This window comes from Pontibacter sp. HSC-14F20 (genome assembly GCF_019599265.1).
Taxonomy (GTDB): Bacteria; Bacteroidota; Bacteroidia; order Cytophagales; family Hymenobacteraceae; genus Pontibacter.
In genome coordinates this window covers 18,292-35,651 of the sequence record NZ_JAHZTC010000009.1, presented here as the reverse complement: position 1 = coordinate 35,651, position 17,360 = coordinate 18,292, and the positions used below count along the sequence as shown (strand labels likewise).

The following is a 17,360-nucleotide window of genomic DNA, read 5'->3' as shown; positions in this document are numbered from 1 at the left end:
ATGATATACTGAAGATATAGGTATAAAGTTAAGAGGCAGCCTCGCCTTGCTACTATGCAAAACGGATAGCTGCCTGATTGATACAGTAGCGAACTTGTGTGGGAGTGCGTACATCTTCGAAGAGGTGCCCTAAGTGCTGACCGCATGCGCTGCACAAAAGCTGCGTACGCTCCCGGTCGTAAGTGCTAAGCACCCTGTGGATAACATGGTCACTAATCTGCGCCCAGAAGCTTGGGAAGCCTGATCCGACCTCAAATTTCTTGCTAGCCTCAAACAAAGCATTTCCGCAACAGGTACAGACGTAAGAGCCAGTTTGATGTGCACGACCTCCGGCCGATACCTGTTGCCTGTGCTTGAACATTTGCCTGCTGCTATACCTGTAGTTTACTTTTCCAGATCTTCGACCGGTACAAATTTCATAGAAAGGGAATTGACGCAGTGGCGTATGTTTTTCGGCGTGAGGTATTCCCCTTCGAATACGTGGCCCAGGTGACCACCGCAGTTGGCACACACGATCTCGGTGCGGTGTCCGTCCGGGTCGGGTATACGCTTTACGGCGCCAGTTATCTCATCATCAAAGCTCGGCCAGCCGCAGTTTGACTCAAACTTGTACTCGGAGGTATAGAGCGGCGCATTGCAGCGGCGGCACAGGTATACGCCCTCTCCTTTAAAGCTGTTATACTCACCAGTGCCCGGATATTCGGTGCCCTTGCGCACAATAATGCGCTCTTCGTCTGGTGTCAGTTGGTTATATTCAGATGGTTCTTTCGCGATTTTCATAAGCTTAATTGTACTATAAGTTGTGTATACGAAGGTATACAAATAACGCACCGCAAAGGCATTGTATGACAGGATGACTGAGGTATAAGGTTAGGCTACGCCCCCTGCCCCATGTACTGCGACAAGCCCCCGTCCATAAAGTAGCTCGAGCCGGTAACATAGTCCGAGTCTGAAGAAGCCAGGAATAGCGCCACTTTGGCGATTTCCTCTGGTTTGCCAGCCCGCTTCATTGGTATGTTCTGCTCGCTTTCCTGACGGGCTTCCTTGTCGTCTACCGCCTCCTGGTTCATGGGTGTCAGGATCATGCCGGGGCAGATGTTGTTCACGTTGATGCCGTCTTCCGCCAGTTCCAAGGCAAGGGTACGGGTAAGGTTTCGCACACCGGCCTTCGAAGCGCAGTAGTCTGCCGTGCCCGCCGACACGATCTCCTCGTGCACCGACGAGACATTGACGATCTTGCCCCTGCCGCCCTGCTGTTTGCGATGCCTGATAAATGTGCGGGAGCAGAAGAAGGTACCGTACAAATTTGTCTTCATCGTTCTGTCGAAAACTTCGGTGTCCATGTCGGCTACGTTGATGCCAGAGCCGTTTACCGCTGCGTTATTCACAAGTATATCGATGGAGCCGAACTCTTTCAGGGCCTGTTCAAATAGCTTTTCCACAGCTTGCTCGTCACTGATATCTACCTGAAGCACCATCCCTTTCCGACCCTGATCTTTCACATTACGCAGCGTTTCTTCAGCGCCTTCCTTGTCAGTATGGTAAGTAACCACTATGTCAGCTCCTTGTTTTGCATATTCTATTGCGGTAGCCTGTCCTATACCTGAGTCGGATCCGGTGATCAAGGCAACTTTGTTTTTTAGTTTGTCCATAGGTATTTTTTTGGGTATAGCATTACTAAGCATACTTATGGAGGTGGCAGATGGTTATGCTGCTGTATGGAGTAAGTTAATGATACTAGAGCAGGTGCGTCACCAAAAGCGGCAAGATGGGTCTAATTTACTCCGTTAACCGGTAAATAAGCGGGAGCCGATGACTTACAAAGTGCGCTACGGCTTCGGCAGAGATGGTAGCGGGGTGAGACATGAGCAGCAAGGTAAGCGGCTCTTGCCCCGGGTGGTAAGGGGGCTGTTGGTAAAAGTGATGATTCAGAGTGAAGCCGCTTTTCTCATAAAAACGAACACGGCGCTGCTGCATTTCTTCGTGCGGAGGCTCCACTTCTAAAAGCACAGGCCTCGTATTGCGGCTGGTAAAGGACTCCAATATAAGTTTACCATAACCCCTGCCACGCAAAGCCGGAGCTGTGGCAAAGTGTTCTACAAAGCGTATTTCCTCAAAGCTCCACCACAGCAGTATACCTACCAGTGCATCCTCCTGCAGCAAGAGCTCGAAATGGTAATTGGCATAAGGCATAATATCGAGTTGCCAGTGTAAAGGGCGGCGCTCCTCTAGTGGGAAAGCCTGCTCGTACAGTTCCCAGGCTTCATTGAAGCGATGATGTGATGTATCGGTTAGTCTGATGTGCTCCATGATGGATCAGCTGTAATGGGATAGTATTTTACACTACTGCAAAGCTAAGCCCTATTTCTGGTTGCCGTTAGGAAAAGCTGCTTAACTACATACGCTCCGAGCGCTGCTTCTCAATTTTCAAAATACTATTCTGAATGTCCACCATGATCCATTTTCCCCATAGTCCAGCATAAAAGTTAAAAGTCGTGTTCATCTTAAAATAGCTGTACAAGTGCAGGCGGTGCATGCCGTTGGGCAACTTCTCAAGTTCGTACGTCCCGCTGAGCACATCAAAATAGTCTCCTCCTATAACCACGTGCTCGTCCAGTGTGGTAGACGGGATTTCGTGTGGATGTGCTTTGATGTTGAACACCATTTTCTGCTGGTCCTGGTATTCCGTTACCGTTTCATGAAAGACAAGGCCATTGGTGAAGATTGCTTTCCGGTAAGCGCCCACGCCTTCATAATTCAGCTCCGCTTTCACAGGCCTCGGGAAACCGAGTGCTCTGGTGAGGTAGCCGGTGTCTTCAGCTTCCGGGATCTCCGTTACCCTGGTCACGTTGCGCCAGATCTTGTCCGCCGGTGCATCAATGTCGATATAGGTATAAGCTTTGTAGGTACCAGGTATAGAATCGATCATGCTCTCAAGTGGAGACAGCAGCAGGGGAAGCAGCACAAGGATAGAGATGCTGAGTTTGTTGTTCGTGTTTCGTACTTTCAGGTAGCCCCCTAATAAGCCACCAAGCGAAGCAGCAATCAAAAATACAGGCAGTATCATCAGCCAGCATGCCCAGCCTTCTAACGACAACACGAGCGTAATCACAAAGAACAGGAAGACCGGTATCCAGGGAGCGAGTATTCTATAGCTGGTTTTCCTCGTTTTGCTTGCGTCGGACAGGTATACGGTCAGTGCGCCGACAATCGTTGGCAGGCAAAACAGGAAAGTAACCGTCATGACAGAAAACAACTTCTCCCACGTCTCAACCCCAAACAGGAGCCTCAGAACGAGGGCGTAAGCTGTGGGTACCCCAATTGCGATGAGTGTGGTGCGTAAACTTCTCTTGTTCATTTTTCGATGGCTTTAGCTATGCTACAGGTATAAGTTTATTGGCAATGGCTTAAAGGAAAGCAGCCCCTACCGGAGCTGCTCCAGACTTAAAATGCTTAGGCTTTTACTTCGCTGACCTGTACTTTTTCAGTCGCCTTGCGTTTACCCCGGAAGAACAGGTATAGATTAAGGAAAAGCATAATGCCGAGGTAGATAGAGAAGCCTCCTAATTTGTGGCTGAGTGCCTCGATCAGGTCTTGCGGCATGAAGATTCCATTCATCTTAAGAATGAGCAAGGCTGCCCCTATGTTCATTAAGTAGAAACCGATCTCGAAAAGCCTGTTGGTGGCCATGGCGATTTCCTCACGGCCGTTGAAAATGTCCAGCATAAAAATCTGGCTGTTTTTGAAGAGCGTACGGGCAACCAGCACGGTCATCAGCAAGGCGATTGGCAGATAGATCAGGTACCCTTTTACCATTAGTGTATTTTCCATGGCTTTGTCTGTTTATGGTTTATAGTTTATTTGTGATTTGATTTTTCCGGCTGATAAGGTATAACACGGTGAGGTTGAAGAGGTGAATGCCACCCAGTGAGACTAAAATGATACCGACCCGGCTGCTCAGTACTTCAATCAGCTGCTCATAGGTATAGATCGGCAACTGTTGTACCATCAGCACAAACACATAGCCCACATTGAGCAGGTAGTAGCCCGTGAGCAGCACCTTGTTGAGGGGGTCGATCAGCTGTTCGTTCTGCTGAAAGATCTGCTGCAGGTATAGCCTGCCGTTTTTGTACAGATTCTTCCCTACCCAGTATGTCACAAACACTCCTATCGGGAGGTAAATTGAATAAGCGAGGATGGTCAGGTCTTCCTTCATAATGATTCAGTATTTTCAATAATTATTGAAACATATCATCAAAAAAATTTAGCGCGTAATCTTGCCCAGGATCTTGAAGAACCAGTTCGAGTTAGACTGTATAAAAGTGTTAATCACAGAGTCGGCCTGTTTGGCAAAGCCCTTCAGATTGGTCGTCACTTTCTTAAATTCCTGCATCTCTTTGCCCTCGCCCTGCACAGCCGACACCTCATCCAGTAATCTAATGATCGGGTCAAGTTCTCGCTTCTTGCGTTCCTTGGCCACTTGGGTCGCCAACACCATCGGGTCTTTGTCTGTAGCGAAATACTCTTTGCGCTCACCTGGTTTCAGCACTTTTTTGGCTAGTCCCCAGTCGAGCAGTGCCCGGATGTTCATGTTGGCATTGCCCCTGGAAATCTTGAGATCCTCCATGATCTCCTCAGTAGAGAGCGGCTCGGTCGCAATCATCAAAAGCGCGTGTATTTGTGCCATCGTGCGGTTAACCCCCCAGCTTGACCCCAGGCTGCCCCATGCTTCAATGTAACGCTCCTTTGCTTCGCTGTATTCCATGACACAATGATACTGGTTATTTCATAACTTTCAAATATTATTGAAAATAAAATTACCTTTAATACGATGGGTTACCCTAAATGATTTGGGATGGACAGATTTAGTACCTGTTGCAAACAAAAAAAGCAGCCCTTCTCAGAGCTGCTTTCCTGTTTATGTATTTCCAATCTTACTCTTCTAACTTAAGCGGATAACTACCGCAACGGGCCTCTATTACCCGGAAGCTGCCATACTCTTTCTTCAAGGATGCAGTTGGGTCTGCTTTTACAGGTATAAGCTGCTTTTCGCCGCGTTGGGTTTTTATCTCAAGGGACTCACCCAAAGAATTAGCCTCTGTAGCTGCGATCTTAAATAGAGTACCTGGCTTCATACCTTTCGCTTCAAAAACCACGTTGCCGCTGTCCTTTTCCTGCACCGATTTAACAGTGACATTGGCAGGTCGCTGTCCGGTATACTCCAGCCACAAGGTGTGCACATCCTGGTAGCGGGCGTCATCGTAGCGCTGTGGACCCTCCACACACAGCTGCAGACGGGCAACAGCACCTGAGCCTACTTTGCTACGCTCATCGCCGAATGTCACGATGGCCTTGGCTACGGCAGGTATATTGTTAAAAGACACGATAACGGTTGAGTTTTTCTCTCCGGTTGGGATTTCCTTACTTTCCAGCAGCTGCCCGTTGCGGCTGTAGAGTTCTACCTTGGAGCCTTTGTCTTCAGCGGCAATATCAGTGAAAACCATCGTCTTCATGGTAACAGTGTTTACCGGTGAGAAGTCCAGTATTAGGCGGCCGCCCTGGCGATTAGCGTTCTGACCGGAGCCATCCCCTACTGTGAGCAGACTAGTCATCGCCAGCATACTGGCATCCATTCTGTTCACGAGATCAGTTGCCGGATCGTGCGCGTCGAGTAAAAGAGCTTGCGTCTCTTGCAGATATTTGCCGTTATGCCCTCTTTTCTGAGCTTTTACAATCATCACAGCTCCGTCTTCTTCAATTACATCAGCTGCGCGTGGCAGAGTACCTTCACCAAAAGACTGTACCAGGTTGCAGGTTGTCGGATCGTAGCCAATTAGGTTATCGTTTTGGGTAAGGGCCATAGGCTCAGCTATGTCGCGCTCCTCGTTGCGCTCACAGGAAAAAAGAAAAAGGGATGCGAAGGCAAAAGCAAATGTTTTTGTACTGAATGTTTTCATAGAAAATTATGCTAGGGTGAAAAAATAAGGATATACAGCCCATGGACTCATCATAGGTATAAGTATATGAATTGCATTATATATTGAAATTCGTTTAAATGAATGTCGCGTAAAGGCATACCTTTTGTGATAAGGTCCGGCTGACCAAATAGCTGTTTAGGCAATGCTAGGAGATGATATGATTGTTTGAAGCTTGTTGATTGGGATACGTGGCTTATTCCGGAACTGTTTAAAAAAATTGCATCAAAAATGTGATTTTTTTGAAAAGAGGGGCTGAAAGAAGCAGCAGGGAGGCTTTTTGGTAAACTATTCTTTATGGGCAACTGAGTTGTTCTTTATAAGCAAAAAAAAGGCAGCCCTGTAGAGGCTGCCTTTTGCAATAGTGTATGTTGAGTGTTAAGTCGGCCTACTTTTTCAAGCTGCCGATCATATCTTCTGGTTTTACCCATTCGTCGTACTGCTCGTTTGTCAGCAATTCGAGTGCGATGGCTGCCTGGCGAAGTGTGGTGCCTTCTTTATGAGCTTTCTTCGCGATTTTGGCAGCATTATCGTAACCGATATGCGGGTTCAGGGCTGTTACCAGCATCAGGGAGTTCTCGAGGTTCTCTTTAATGCGGGCCGTGTTCGGTTCTATACCTACGGCGCAGTGCTTGTCAAACGAGTCGCAGGCGTCGCCGATCAGTTGGGCGCTCATCAGCAGGTTGTAGATCATCACCGGCTTGAACACGTTCAGCTCGAAATGGCCGTTCATGCCGCCAACAGAGATAGCTACGTCGTTGCCAATTACCTGGGCACATACCATGGTCATAGCTTCTGCCTGTGTTGGGTTTACCTTACCAGGCATGATCGAAGAGCCCGGCTCATTTTCAGGTATAAGAATCTCGGCTATACCTGAGCGCGGACCAGAAGCCAGCAAGCGAATGTCGTTGGCGATTTTCATCAGCGACACAGCCAGTTGCTTCAAGGCGCCAGATGTTTCTACCATGGCATCGTGTGCGGCCAATGCCTCGAATTTGTTAGGAGCCGTGCGGAATTCGTGACCAGCGTATTTAGAAATCTTCTCAGCTACCAGTTCAGCGTAGCCAGCTGGTGTATTCAGGCCGGTACCTACAGCAGAACCACCCAGCGCAAGGTCTTTCAGGTGATCCAGCGTGTTGTTCAGTGCCTTCATACCATACTCCAGTTGCTTCACGTAGCCGGAAAGCTCCTGGCCCAGTGTCAGTGGTGTGGCGTCCATCAGGTGCGTACGACCGATCTTCACCACATCCATAAACTCCTCTGACTTCGCCTGCAGGGTGTCGTGCAGCTTCTTTACCATAGGCAGCGTGTGCTCCACCACTTTTTTGTAAGCGGCAATGTGCATGGCCGTCGGGAAGGTATCATTAGACGACTGCGACTTGTTTACATCATCGTTTGGGTGAATCTTCTTTTTCTCGTCCATCAGGTTGCCGCCCAGCACCACGTGCGCACGGTTAGCTACCACTTCGTTCACGTTCATGTTCGACTGTGTGCCTGAGCCTGTCTGCCATACCACCAGCGGGAATTGGTCGTCGAGCTTGCCTGCCAGGATCTCGTCGCATACCTGCGAGATGATGTCTGCTTTATCCTGTGCCAGCACACCCACTTCGGCATTAGCCTGCGCTGCCGATTTTTTTAGGATAGCGAAGGCCTCAATTACCTCTTTCGGCATCTGCTGACCACCGATGGTGAAGTTTTCTTTTGAGCGCTGTGTCTGCGCGCCCCAGTATTTGTCGGCAGGCACCTCGATCGGGCCCATCGTGTCTTTCTCTACGCGAACTTGCATATCGTTTATACTTAGGTTTAAAGGATCAGTTTAACTCCGGCAAAACTACGAAAAATATTCTTTTAAGGCCGCTTTGCAGGTATAATCCAGGTATAGGCTATACCTGCAAATTTATCGGATAACGCGCTTGCCCGAGCGGTCGGACATAAGGGCTATCATATCCAACGAAATAGGCTTAAGGTAAGATGTGTTCAGGGTGGTCTGGTCTTCGAAGGTGATAAAATACTCTCCTTCTACCCCCATGTAGTGAATACTCTCGATCGCGCTGTGCGGGTAGGTACGCTCCTGGTTGAGCAGGTTAGTAACCTGTACCTGGTTTTCGTCTACATTCACGTGCCAGCGCATAGCAAACCAAAGTACAACCAGCGAAAAGGCCAGCATGATACCAAACAGAATGCTGTAGAGACGGGTAGAATGAAGCCCCTCCTGCTGGTGCAGATACTGCTTGTACATGTCGTAGTCCTGGTTAAGTAGCGTACTTTGTGAAAGACGGAGTGGCAGCAGCGCTAGAGTCAGGCCCAGCAATAAACCCGGCGCAAAGAAGGCTTTGAAGTTCGGTGTCATCACAAACATTTGTTCAGAGGACATGTGCAGGATGCTGGAGAGCATCGCCAGCGCGCCCGAGAAGAACACGGACAGCACTGTAGCAAAAACAAAATAGGCAATGGTTAGTTGCCACTCTTTCTTTTGCATATAGCGGGCCTCGCCTTCACTTAACGGCGCCTGCTGCCCTGCTGGCGAAAGCTGGCGCAGCGCATAACGTAGCACAGGCAACATTATAGCCACAGCTACGAAACTCAACAGCAGGCTTTTCAGAATATCTATCATGGTAAAATAGTGTTTGACGTAAAATTAACACGCAAAGCCCAATATCCGGCTGTTAATAAGCATTATCCCTTTAATTAAGGGTAATTGAAATATTGTACCGGAGCGGGCTCGCATTGCCGTGACGGTGGATTATAAGCTTCTTAAATGTTGCAGCTGATACAATAAATTAGTTATTTTTGATGACCTAACCATTGAACTAAGTGCTACTGTCGGCCGTTATTTTGCGCAAGGCCCGTGTTTTCGAATAGCCTGTTCATTCCATCTATGAAACTTTCCAAACTGGTAGCGTTTGTCCGGGAGTATCTTATCGCTATTTCGTCTTTTCTGCTTATTTTTCTATTAACACTCTTTATTTATGCAGAGACCAAAAAGAAGGCGCTGGAGCGAAACGAAAAACTCTTCGAACTCAAAGCGGTACAGGCTACACAGGCACTGGAACTGCGCATGCGCGATTATATCCAGATTTTGGTGGGCGCCAAGGCGCTTTTTGTAGCTTCTGACACGATAACCCGCGAGGACTGGGCGCAATACTACAACACACTGAAACTAGAGGAAAATTATCCTGGCATACAGGGTGTGGGCTATGCCCAGTTTGTAAAGCCTGGAGAACTACCTGCCCATATCAACCGCTTTCAAAAAGAAGGCTTCACAGAGTATGCTATTCGTCCGGACACTCCCCGGCCTATCTACACATCTATTATTTACCTGGAGCCGCTCGACAAACGCAACCGCCGGGCCATCGGCTACGACATGTTCAGCGACCCGGTGCGGCGCTCTGCTATGCAGATGGCCCGTGATACACGCAAGCCAGCCCTGTCGGGCAAGGTAAGGCTGGTACAGGAAACAGGCGTGGACGAGCAGTCCGGCTTTCTGATCTACTTGCCCATTTATGAAAACAATGCTGAGCCAGAAGCCATTCAGGAGCGTCAGCGCCTGATTGAAGGCTTTGTTTACAGCCCCTTTCGGGCCAAAGACCTGATGATGGCCACCTGGGGAAGTACTTATAACGACCTTGATATTGAGGTATACGATGGCACTGGCTTGAACAAGGATGCCCTGCTTTACAGCACGGACAGTGAACTGCATTATCATGCTGCCAAAAAGCGCGAGCTTGACATGCTGAACACGCTTAGCATCGGCAACAATACCTGGCGCATCTACTTTTCTGCGAAGCCTTCGTTTGCGCGCTCTGCCGATACCGAGCTTCCCTATTTCATTCTGTTGGGCGGTACCATCATCAGTTTGCTGATGTTCTTCATCATCTGGTCGCTCATCAATACGCGGCGCTCCAACAGCCTCAAACAGACAATCACTGACAATGCCACGGCCGCGCTGTTTATGATGGACGCCAACGGGTACTGTACCTTTATGAACCCCGCAGCGGAAGAAATGACGGGCTTTACGCTGGAGGAGATCAGGCGCAAGCCGCTCCACAACATGATTCACCATACCCATCCGGACGGCACGCCATACCCCATAACGGAATGTCCGCTTGAGAAGGCATTGCCAACAAACAGTGCCATACGCTCCAGTGAGGATGTGTTCATTCGCAAAAACGGGGAATTCTTCAGCGTTACAGTTTCCGCCCACCCGATCATCGAAAACGGACTGCCGACGGCCACTATCGTTGAAGTGCGGGATATCACAGAAGAGAAGAGAGCTCAGCAAGCCATTATCGAGAGTGAAGCCCGCTTCCGGACCATGGCCGACAATGCCCCTGTGATCATCAGCATCCTCGACATCTGGAAGCAGAGCGTGTACGTGAACCGGCAGTGGCTTGACTTTACCGGGCGCAGCTTCGAAGACAGCATCAACTTTGGATGGCAGCAGATCATCCACCCGCAGGACCTGCCAAGTTTTGAAGAGCAGTATAACAATGCACTTGCCTCAGAAAGCGGTTTCAGGATAGAGATCCGCATGCGTCGCCATGATGGGCAGTATCGCTGGATGGTGGCTACCTGTACGCCGCGTGTCGGCGCCGATGGAGACTTCCTGGGGCATATCAGCTCGATAATCGATATTACGGATATCAAAGAGGCGGACCGCAAAGTGAAGCAGAATGCCGAGCTGTTGCAGAAGCTGTTCCTTGAGGTGCCGGCGCTGGTAGGGCTGGTGCGTGCTTCAGACGAGCAGTACCTGTTGGCTAACCCACTTTACCGCAAGCTGTTCGGCAACCGCCTGCTGGTAGGCAAAACACTACGCGAGGCCCATGCCGAACTGGAGCATCAGGGCATATTCGAAGAGGTGAACAAAGTGTTTGAGAGCGGTTTGCCTTATGTAGGAAAAGAAGTGTCATTGATGATCGACCGCCACAACAACGGTAGCCTGACTCAGAACTACTTCAACATCGTGATACAACCGCTCATGGATGCCAAAGGTAAACCGGAGGCGGTCCTCATTTTTGCGGTGGAAGTGACAGAACTGGTAAAGGCCCGCACCAAACTAGTGTCGACCAACGAGGAGCTAAGCCTCAAAAACATGGAGCTGCTGCGCACCAACAACGACCTGGATAACTTCGTCTACACAGCTTCGCATGACCTGAAGTCTCCTATTGCCAACATGGAGGGCCTGTCTAACTTATTGCGCGACATACTGGAAGGCAAGCTGGAGAGCGAAGATAAACAGTTGCTTGACATGCTGGCAGAGGCTATCGACAAGCTGAAGCAAACGATCGCCGATCTGGCTGAGATCACCAAGGTGCAGAAAGGACTGCACGCCAAAGTAGAGCCGCTGGTGTTTGAGCATGTGTTGCAGGATGTGATGCTGGATATCGATGCGCTTGCAAAGGAATCCAATGCGAATGTGCAGTTTGATTTTCAGGTGAAGGACCTGCTGTATGCCCGCAAAAATCTGCGCAGTATCATCTACAACCTGGTGTCGAATGCACTCAAGTACCGGAAGCCGGATCTAAGGCCGGAAGTGCATATCAGCACCTACCCGGAAGGCGACTATGTAGTACTGAGCGTGCAGGATAACGGGCTCGGCATCAAAAAAGGGCAGGAGCAGAAGCTATTTAACATGTTTAAACGCCTGCACAATCACGTAGAAGGCACAGGTATAGGCCTGTATATTGTGAAGCGGATTATTGAAAACAATGGCGGCCGCATAGAAGTGGAAAGTGAGCTTGGTCAGGGTACCATCTTCAGGGTATACTTTAAGCAGGCGCCGGTGCAGGAAGCGGTAAAACCGTAGCAGGTATAGTTTCCTTTTTTAATCAATTTAAGAACACAATCGGCCCTGACTATTAGGGTTGTAGAGGTATAAAGCAGAATGGCTAAGATCAAAACATCATATTTTTGTCAGAACTGCGGTGCGCAATCGGCCAAATGGATTGGCAAGTGCCCCGCCTGTGGCGAGTGGAATACTTACGTGGAGGAAGTAGTGCAGCGCGAAGAGCTCACCCCCACCAGCGTCTGGAAAGTAGGCAACACCAGTAGTTCGGCGCAGGTAGCCAATAAGCCCAAGCCTATCGCTGACATCAACTACCAGGAGCAGCAGCGCATCCAGACCGTGGACCAGGAACTGAACCGGGTGCTGGGCGGCGGTATTGTGCCCGGCTCTATGGTGCTTATTGGCGGTGAGCCAGGTATAGGCAAGTCTACCCTGATGCTGCAGATCGCCCTGAGCCTGACAGGGCTGCGGGTGCTGTACGTGAGTGGTGAGGAAAGCGAACACCAGATCAAGATGCGGGCCGAGCGCCTCAATGCCCAGACCTCCGACTGCTTCATCCTGACCGAAACCGGCACCCAGAATATCTTCAAGCAAATAGAGCAGTTGCGCCCGCAGGTACTCATCATCGACTCCATCCAAACACTGCACTCATCCTTTATAGAGGCTGGAGCCGGCAGTGTAAGTCAGGTACGGGAGTGTACGGCGGAGTTGCTGAAGTTTGCCAAAGAGAGCGGTACGCCCGTTTTCTTGATCGGCCACATCACCAAAGAAGGTAACCTGGCCGGGCCAAAGATACTGGAGCATATGGTGGACACGGTCTTGACTTTTGAAGGCGACCGCCACATGACCTACCGCATCCTGCGCACCTCCAAGAACCGCTTCGGCTCTACCTCCGAGCTGGGCATTTACGAAATGCTGGGAACCGGCCTGCGCGAAGTGAGCAACCCATCCGAGATCCTGATCTCACAGCGTGAGGATTCATTCAGTGGGATAGCCATCGGCGCTACATTAGAGGGCAACCGGCCATTGCTGATTGAAGTGCAAAGCCTGGTAACGCCTGCTACGTATGGCACGCCACAGCGTACCAGCACCGGTTTTGATGGGAAGCGCCTGAACATGTTGCTGGCTGTGCTGGAGAAGCGCGGCGGGTATAGACTGGGTGCACAGGACGTGTTCCTGAACATTGCCGGTGGCCTGAAGGTAGAAGACCCTGCCCTCGACCTGGCTGTTTGCGCCTCCATCCTCTCATCTTTTGAAGACATTGCTATACCTAGCACCTCCTGTTTTGCAGCGGAAGTAGGCCTTGGGGGGGAGGTGAGAGCCGTTAACCGTATCGAGAGCCGCATTACCGAAGCTGAGAAGCTGGGCTTCCAGGATATCTATATTTCAAAATACAACAAGAAGGGAGTGGACCTGAGCAAATTCTCCATTAATGTGCATCCTTTTGGACGATTAGAAGAAGTGTTTGCTTCGCTCTTTGGTTAGAATTGTGCTTTTAGCGGGAAGTAGTTCTATCTTTCGTATAATTTAAAAGGTAGTATTGGGAATTGGGAATATAAACTATATAATTAATGTTGAGTGCGTTAGCTGTTGTCTTCTTTGCTAAGGACAGTAAGGTTGAACAGGCAGCTAATTGAACCCAAAATTAGATTTTATAAGACACCTCTACCCACCGTACCTATGAAACGAATGTTCATCCTATTGCTGGCATGTATGCTGGCAACACATTACCTGTTGGCTCAGGGCACCGTTACCATTACGGGCAAAGTTCAAAAGGGCCAGGAGGATAACATCTTTATCGCCTCGCTCCCCTCTTTATTATTTCCGGAAGAACAGCGCTCATTTACCAAGGTAAGTAAAGGGCAATTCAGGCTTGAGGTACCGGTTAGCAAACCCATGACGATGGAGTTGGTATACGGCAACGAATCAGTGCCGCTATACCTGGAGCCGGGTTTTGAGATGCAGGTGACATTTGTAGCCGGTAAAATGCTCAAGTCGCTGAAATACAGTGGAGAGGGCGCGAATGAAAACAACTACCTGGCACTGCATACCTATCGCTTCGATGAGGAGGAAGACTACCAGACCCTGCCCGACAATGTAAAGCTATCCGAGAAAGAGTTTCTGCAGTTTCTGGATTACCGCAAAGAAGATCAGCTAGCCATCTTTGAGAAGAAAATAAAAGCGAAACCGGTGAGCGAGCATTTCCGGCAACTGATACTGGCTGAGATTGAATACAGTTACGCCAACGACCGCCTCACTTTTTTTGACATGCGCGAGCTGATGCGGCTTCCGGTGCAGCTTCAACCCTCTCCTGAATATTTCGACTTTCTGGATTACCTGGACATGGAACAACCCGCAACGTTAGAGGCCATCAGCTTTCCGACATTTCTGCGCAACTACATCCGGTACATAGGGCAGCAGGCCCGGCTGGAGCTGAGCGATATACATTATTATAAAAAAGCATACTATGAGGTGAGCTATACCTTGCAGGGCCAGGCGCGCGTGATGGCACAGGCGCATCTCATTCGCCAGTCGTTGCAACAAGGCAACGTGCTGCACCTGCCTGCCATGCTGCAGGACTTTAGCCAAAACAAAGGTATAGCTCATGTGCACACCGCGTTGCAGCGCCAGTACGAAAGCCACCCGGGTTTAGGTATAGGCAGCACTGCGCCCGACTTCAGCCTGAAGGACATAAACGGGGAACTGGTGTCGCTCAGCGATTTTAGAGGCAAGGTTGTATACCTGAGTTTCTGGCGCACCGACTGCGGTTTGTGCATGGTGGAGCAGCCGCACGCGCAGGAGTTGGCCCGAAAGCTACAACATCACGATGTGGTCCTCATAAATATAGGAGTGGATGAAAACGAACAAGCCTGGCGCAGTGTGGTGAAATCGAGGGGCTTAAGAGGCGTGCAGCTATACCTGAAGGGGCAGGGCCATGAACTGGCCAAAAGGTATGGCCTTAAAGATGTGCCGGCTTACTTCCTGATAGACGATAATGGCACGATTCTGAGCACAAAGCCCCGCCGGCCCATAGACCGGGAAGTTGAAAAGGAAATCCTGCAGCATGTGATGAGCAGCAGAGCCTCCCGCAAATAATTTCTATACCTATAGCTTATACCTGAGCCGCCCATGTTTCACCAGCATGGGCGGCTTTGTTTTAGTGACAATGCCTCTGTTTGCAGAGTCATCAATAACCGTGTATTTGTTTAGTGCGTAATTAAAGCCTAACCCCCTATCGGTACGGTAGGGCTTCCACAGTATTTAATTGTTTGAGATATCCTTATTCATTTAACCGCTAGAAAATATGGCATTAATCAACAAAAGTGACATTGAGAAGTTGCTCAATGTGCAGAACAACACGAAAGGCGCACTTTGCATCTCCATTTACATACCTACACACCGAGCCGGACACGAAACCCTGAATGGTCAGGACCAGACGCTGTTTAAAAACAAACTGAAAGAAGCTCGCGCTCTGCTGGCCAGACACGATGTACCGGAGACGGAAATTAACGCTTACCTGCAACCAGCCGAGGAACTTATGAACGACACCGGATTCTGGCGACACCAGGCTGAAGGACTGGCCGTATTCATCACCAAGGGTTTCTCGGCGCACTATACCTTGCCGACCACCATGCCGGACGTGGTATATGTACTCGACCAGTTCTATTTCACACCGGTCCTGCCGATCCTAAGTCAGAACGGACGCTTCTTTATCTTGTCGCTTTACCGCGAGCGCATCGGCTTTTTTGAAGCCACCATTGAACGCATCCGCCAGATAGACATCAGCGCCTTTGCGCCGGAGAGTATGAACGAGGCGCTCAAGTTCACACTCAAAGGCAAAGACCAGGATTTCCATAACTCCACTACAACTGTAAACGGCTCTAACATTGTGCACGGGGCAGGTGCCAGCAAAGGCGACGAAGAGCATGACGAGGTAATTGAGTTTATTCACGAAATAGACAACAGTCTGCAGGAAATTCTGCACAACGCCACAGAGCCACTTGTTCTGGCCGGGGTAGACCACTATTGCGCTCTGTTCCGCAAGTTCAGCAAGTATAAGCACATCGTACCGCAACACATCAACCTGAACGAGAGCGCTGCAGGTATGAGTCCTCAGACGATACACGAGAAGGCACTGGAAGTGATGAAACCGCTGATGCAGCAAAGTCACACCGACTCGCTTAGCCGCTACGAAAACGTGGCGGGCACCGGCGTAACGTCCGAAGACATTGCCACGGTAGCCGCCGAAGCGGTGCATGGCCGCGTCGATACACTGTTTATTACGCCAAGCAGCCCGGTTTGGGGGCGCTACGATGCCAAGAGTGCCGTGGCCGAAGTGCACAAAGACTACCAGCGCGGCGATGACGACCTGATCAACCTGGCGGCCATCAAGACGCTGGCGCAGGGCGGTAAGGTATACGTGAGCAGCTACAATGGATTGGCTGAGGTGAGCGAAGATGGTGGCAGCGTGAAAGCGCTCTTCCGATACTAAACAGCGCGCACTTTTGGCCGTTAGCGCCAGATAGCATAATTTAGAGGGCAGCCTTTGGGCTGCCCTTTTTTTGCATACCTGTACATGAAGCTCCACCTTTCTGATAAGTTCAATTTTTTGTCGAAACTGACGCCACTGCGCCTGCTGAATGCCCTGCAGGTGGCGGGTAGCTATTGGTATGCACGCATGTCGCGCAAGGCAGTGCACTGGGGCGACCCGATCAGCATTTCGTTTGAACCGACTACCTCCTGCAACCTGCGCTGCCCCGAGTGCCCCAGCGGTCTTCGCTCCTTCACCAGACCCACCGGTATGCTGCAGAATGATTTGTTTAAAGAGACTATTGATCAGCTGCACAAGCGCCTGCTATACCTGATTTTCTACTTTCAGGGTGAGCCATACCTGCATAAGAGTTTTCTGGAGTTAGTGAAGTACGCATCAGACCGGGGCATCTATACCGCTACTTCCACCAACGCCCACTTCCTCGACAGCGACACCGCACGCAAGACCGTTGAGTCGGGCCTGGACCGCCTGATCGTGTCGATTGATGGCACCACGCAGGAAACGTATGCATCTTACCGCGTGGGAGGCAAACTCGACAAAGTGCTGGAAGGAACACGGCAGGTTGTGAAGTGGAAAAGAGAATTGAAGTCGCGCACGCCTCATATCATGTTTCAGTTTTTGGTGGTAAAACCCAACGAGCATCAGATTTCGGAAGTGCAGGCGCTGGCTGACGAACTGGGTGTAGACGAAGTGGTGTTTAAAACCGCCCAGATTTACGATTATGAGCAGGGCTCCCCGCTTATACCTACCATCGACTACTACTCCAGGTATAGAAACAACGGCGACGGCAGTTTTTCCATCAAAAACAAGCTGCTCAACCAGTGCTGGAAGATGTGGCACTCCTGTGTGATCACCTGGGATGGTCTGGTGGTGCCCTGCTGTTTCGACAAAGATGCCGAGTACCGAATGGGAGACGTGAAAACACAAAGCTTCCGGCAGGTATGGCGCAGTCCGGGTTATAACCAATTCCGTAAAAGTCTGTTACAATCTCGGGAGGAAATAGAGATGTGCCGCAACTGTACCGAAGGCACCAGGGTATGGGCCTGAG

16 protein-coding genes are annotated in these 17,360 nt (G+C 50.1%); 5 read left to right on the top strand and 11 right to left on the bottom strand.

What is annotated here, in order from left to right:
* Positions 1 to 52 precede the first annotated feature (52 nt).
* The 11 genes from K3G39_RS10550 to K3G39_RS10500 form a co-directional block, all read right to left on the bottom strand.
* A complete protein-coding gene (locus tag K3G39_RS10550; protein WP_220626138.1) occupies positions 53 to 361 on the bottom strand; it encodes a peptide-methionine (R)-S-oxide reductase in 309 nt (102 codons plus the stop codon).
* Positions 362 to 384: 23 nt separating this feature from the next.
* Entirely contained in the window at positions 385 to 780 is a 396-nt protein-coding gene (locus tag K3G39_RS10545) for a methionine-R-sulfoxide reductase (protein WP_220626137.1), read from the bottom strand.
* A gap of 95 nt (positions 781 to 875) precedes the next feature.
* On the bottom strand, positions 876 to 1,652 hold the full coding sequence (locus K3G39_RS10540; protein ID WP_220626136.1) for an SDR family NAD(P)-dependent oxidoreductase: 777 nt from the start codon (positions 1,650 to 1,652) through the stop codon (positions 876 to 878).
* 127 nt (positions 1,653 to 1,779) lie between these two features.
* Positions 1,780 to 2,310 carry a GNAT family N-acetyltransferase gene (locus tag K3G39_RS10535; RefSeq protein WP_220626135.1) on the bottom strand — a complete coding sequence of 177 codons (531 nt, stop codon included), beginning with the start codon at positions 2,308 to 2,310 and terminating at the stop codon, positions 1,780 to 1,782.
* Positions 2,311 to 2,395: 85 nt separating this feature from the next.
* Positions 2,396 to 3,358, bottom strand: a complete 963-nt coding sequence (locus K3G39_RS10530; RefSeq protein WP_220626134.1) for a hypothetical protein — start codon at positions 3,356 to 3,358, stop codon at positions 2,396 to 2,398.
* A 95-nt stretch (positions 3,359 to 3,453) separates the two neighbouring features.
* Positions 3,454 to 3,831, bottom strand: coding sequence for a hypothetical protein (locus K3G39_RS10525; RefSeq protein WP_220626133.1), 378 nt, complete (start codon positions 3,829 to 3,831; stop codon positions 3,454 to 3,456).
* A gap of 19 nt (positions 3,832 to 3,850) precedes the next feature.
* On the bottom strand, positions 3,851 to 4,216 hold the full coding sequence (locus K3G39_RS10520) for a hypothetical protein (RefSeq protein ID WP_220626132.1): 366 nt from the start codon (positions 4,214 to 4,216) through the stop codon (positions 3,851 to 3,853).
* A 48-nt stretch (positions 4,217 to 4,264) separates the two neighbouring features.
* The gene (locus K3G39_RS10515) at positions 4,265 to 4,765 is read right to left on the bottom strand and encodes a GbsR/MarR family transcriptional regulator (RefSeq protein WP_220626131.1); all 501 of its coding nucleotides are present in this window, start codon (positions 4,763 to 4,765) and stop codon (positions 4,265 to 4,267) included.
* Between the two features lie 169 nt (positions 4,766 to 4,934).
* Complete coding sequence (locus K3G39_RS10510) at positions 4,935 to 5,957, bottom strand: hypothetical protein (protein ID WP_220626130.1); 1,023 nt, start codon at positions 5,955 to 5,957, stop codon at positions 4,935 to 4,937.
* A 406-nt stretch (positions 5,958 to 6,363) separates the two neighbouring features.
* The gene (gene fumC, locus K3G39_RS10505) at positions 6,364 to 7,761 is read right to left on the bottom strand and encodes a class II fumarate hydratase (RefSeq protein WP_220626129.1); all 1,398 of its coding nucleotides are present in this window, start codon (positions 7,759 to 7,761) and stop codon (positions 6,364 to 6,366) included.
* Between the two features lie 111 nt (positions 7,762 to 7,872).
* Positions 7,873 to 8,589 carry a hypothetical protein gene (locus tag K3G39_RS10500; protein WP_220626128.1) on the bottom strand — a complete coding sequence of 239 codons (717 nt, stop codon included), beginning with the start codon at positions 8,587 to 8,589 and terminating at the stop codon, positions 7,873 to 7,875.
* A 264-nt stretch (positions 8,590 to 8,853) separates the two neighbouring features.
* On the opposite strand from K3G39_RS10500, the gene K3G39_RS10495 reads away from it, so the two are divergent.
* From K3G39_RS10495 to K3G39_RS10475, 5 genes are all read left to right on the top strand, one after another.
* The gene (locus K3G39_RS10495) at positions 8,854 to 11,781 is read left to right on the top strand and encodes a CHASE domain-containing protein (protein WP_220626127.1); all 2,928 of its coding nucleotides are present in this window, start codon (positions 8,854 to 8,856) and stop codon (positions 11,779 to 11,781) included.
* A 78-nt stretch (positions 11,782 to 11,859) separates the two neighbouring features.
* Positions 11,860 to 13,245, top strand: a complete 1,386-nt coding sequence (gene radA, locus K3G39_RS10490) for a DNA repair protein RadA (protein WP_220626126.1) — start codon at positions 11,860 to 11,862, stop codon at positions 13,243 to 13,245.
* Between the two features lie 195 nt (positions 13,246 to 13,440).
* Entirely contained in the window at positions 13,441 to 14,856 is a 1,416-nt protein-coding gene (locus K3G39_RS10485; RefSeq protein WP_255594236.1) for a TlpA disulfide reductase family protein, read from the top strand.
* A 208-nt stretch (positions 14,857 to 15,064) separates the two neighbouring features.
* Positions 15,065 to 16,252, top strand: coding sequence for a hypothetical protein (locus K3G39_RS10480; RefSeq protein ID WP_220626125.1), 1,188 nt, complete (start codon positions 15,065 to 15,067; stop codon positions 16,250 to 16,252).
* A gap of 84 nt (positions 16,253 to 16,336) precedes the next feature.
* Entirely contained in the window at positions 16,337 to 17,359 is a 1,023-nt protein-coding gene (locus K3G39_RS10475; RefSeq protein ID WP_220626124.1) for an SPASM domain-containing protein, read from the top strand.
* Position 17,360: the final 1 nt, after the last annotated feature.

Coding starts and splice junctions, on each gene's coding strand:
- radA (WP_220626126.1), top strand. CDS start 11,860: ATGGCTAAGATCAAAACATCATATTTTTGTCAGAACTGCGGTGCGCAA.
- K3G39_RS10515 (WP_220626131.1), bottom strand. CDS start 4,765: ATGGAATACAGCGAAGCAAAGGAGCGTTACATTGAAGCATGGGGCAGC.
- K3G39_RS10480 (WP_220626125.1), top strand. CDS start 15,065: ATGGCATTAATCAACAAAAGTGACATTGAGAAGTTGCTCAATGTGCAG.
- K3G39_RS10525 (WP_220626133.1), bottom strand. CDS start 3,831: ATGGAAAATACACTAATGGTAAAAGGGTACCTGATCTATCTGCCAATC.
- K3G39_RS10550 (WP_220626138.1), bottom strand. CDS start 361: ATGTTCAAGCACAGGCAACAGGTATCGGCCGGAGGTCGTGCACATCAA.
- K3G39_RS10500 (WP_220626128.1), bottom strand. CDS start 8,589: ATGATAGATATTCTGAAAAGCCTGCTGTTGAGTTTCGTAGCTGTGGCT.
- K3G39_RS10535 (WP_220626135.1), bottom strand. CDS start 2,310: ATGGAGCACATCAGACTAACCGATACATCACATCATCGCTTCAATGAA.
- fumC (WP_220626129.1), bottom strand. CDS start 7,761: ATGCAAGTTCGCGTAGAGAAAGACACGATGGGCCCGATCGAGGTGCCT.
- K3G39_RS10495 (WP_220626127.1), top strand. CDS start 8,854: ATGAAACTTTCCAAACTGGTAGCGTTTGTCCGGGAGTATCTTATCGCT.
- K3G39_RS10475 (WP_220626124.1), top strand. CDS start 16,337: ATGAAGCTCCACCTTTCTGATAAGTTCAATTTTTTGTCGAAACTGACG.
- K3G39_RS10540 (WP_220626136.1), bottom strand. CDS start 1,652: ATGGACAAACTAAAAAACAAAGTTGCCTTGATCACCGGATCCGACTCA.
- K3G39_RS10530 (WP_220626134.1), bottom strand. CDS start 3,358: ATGAACAAGAGAAGTTTACGCACCACACTCATCGCAATTGGGGTACCC.
- K3G39_RS10520 (WP_220626132.1), bottom strand. CDS start 4,216: ATGAAGGAAGACCTGACCATCCTCGCTTATTCAATTTACCTCCCGATA.
- K3G39_RS10510 (WP_220626130.1), bottom strand. CDS start 5,957: ATGAAAACATTCAGTACAAAAACATTTGCTTTTGCCTTCGCATCCCTT.
- K3G39_RS10485 (WP_255594236.1), top strand. CDS start 13,441: ATGAAACGAATGTTCATCCTATTGCTGGCATGTATGCTGGCAACACAT.
- K3G39_RS10545 (WP_220626137.1), bottom strand. CDS start 780: ATGAAAATCGCGAAAGAACCATCTGAATATAACCAACTGACACCAGAC.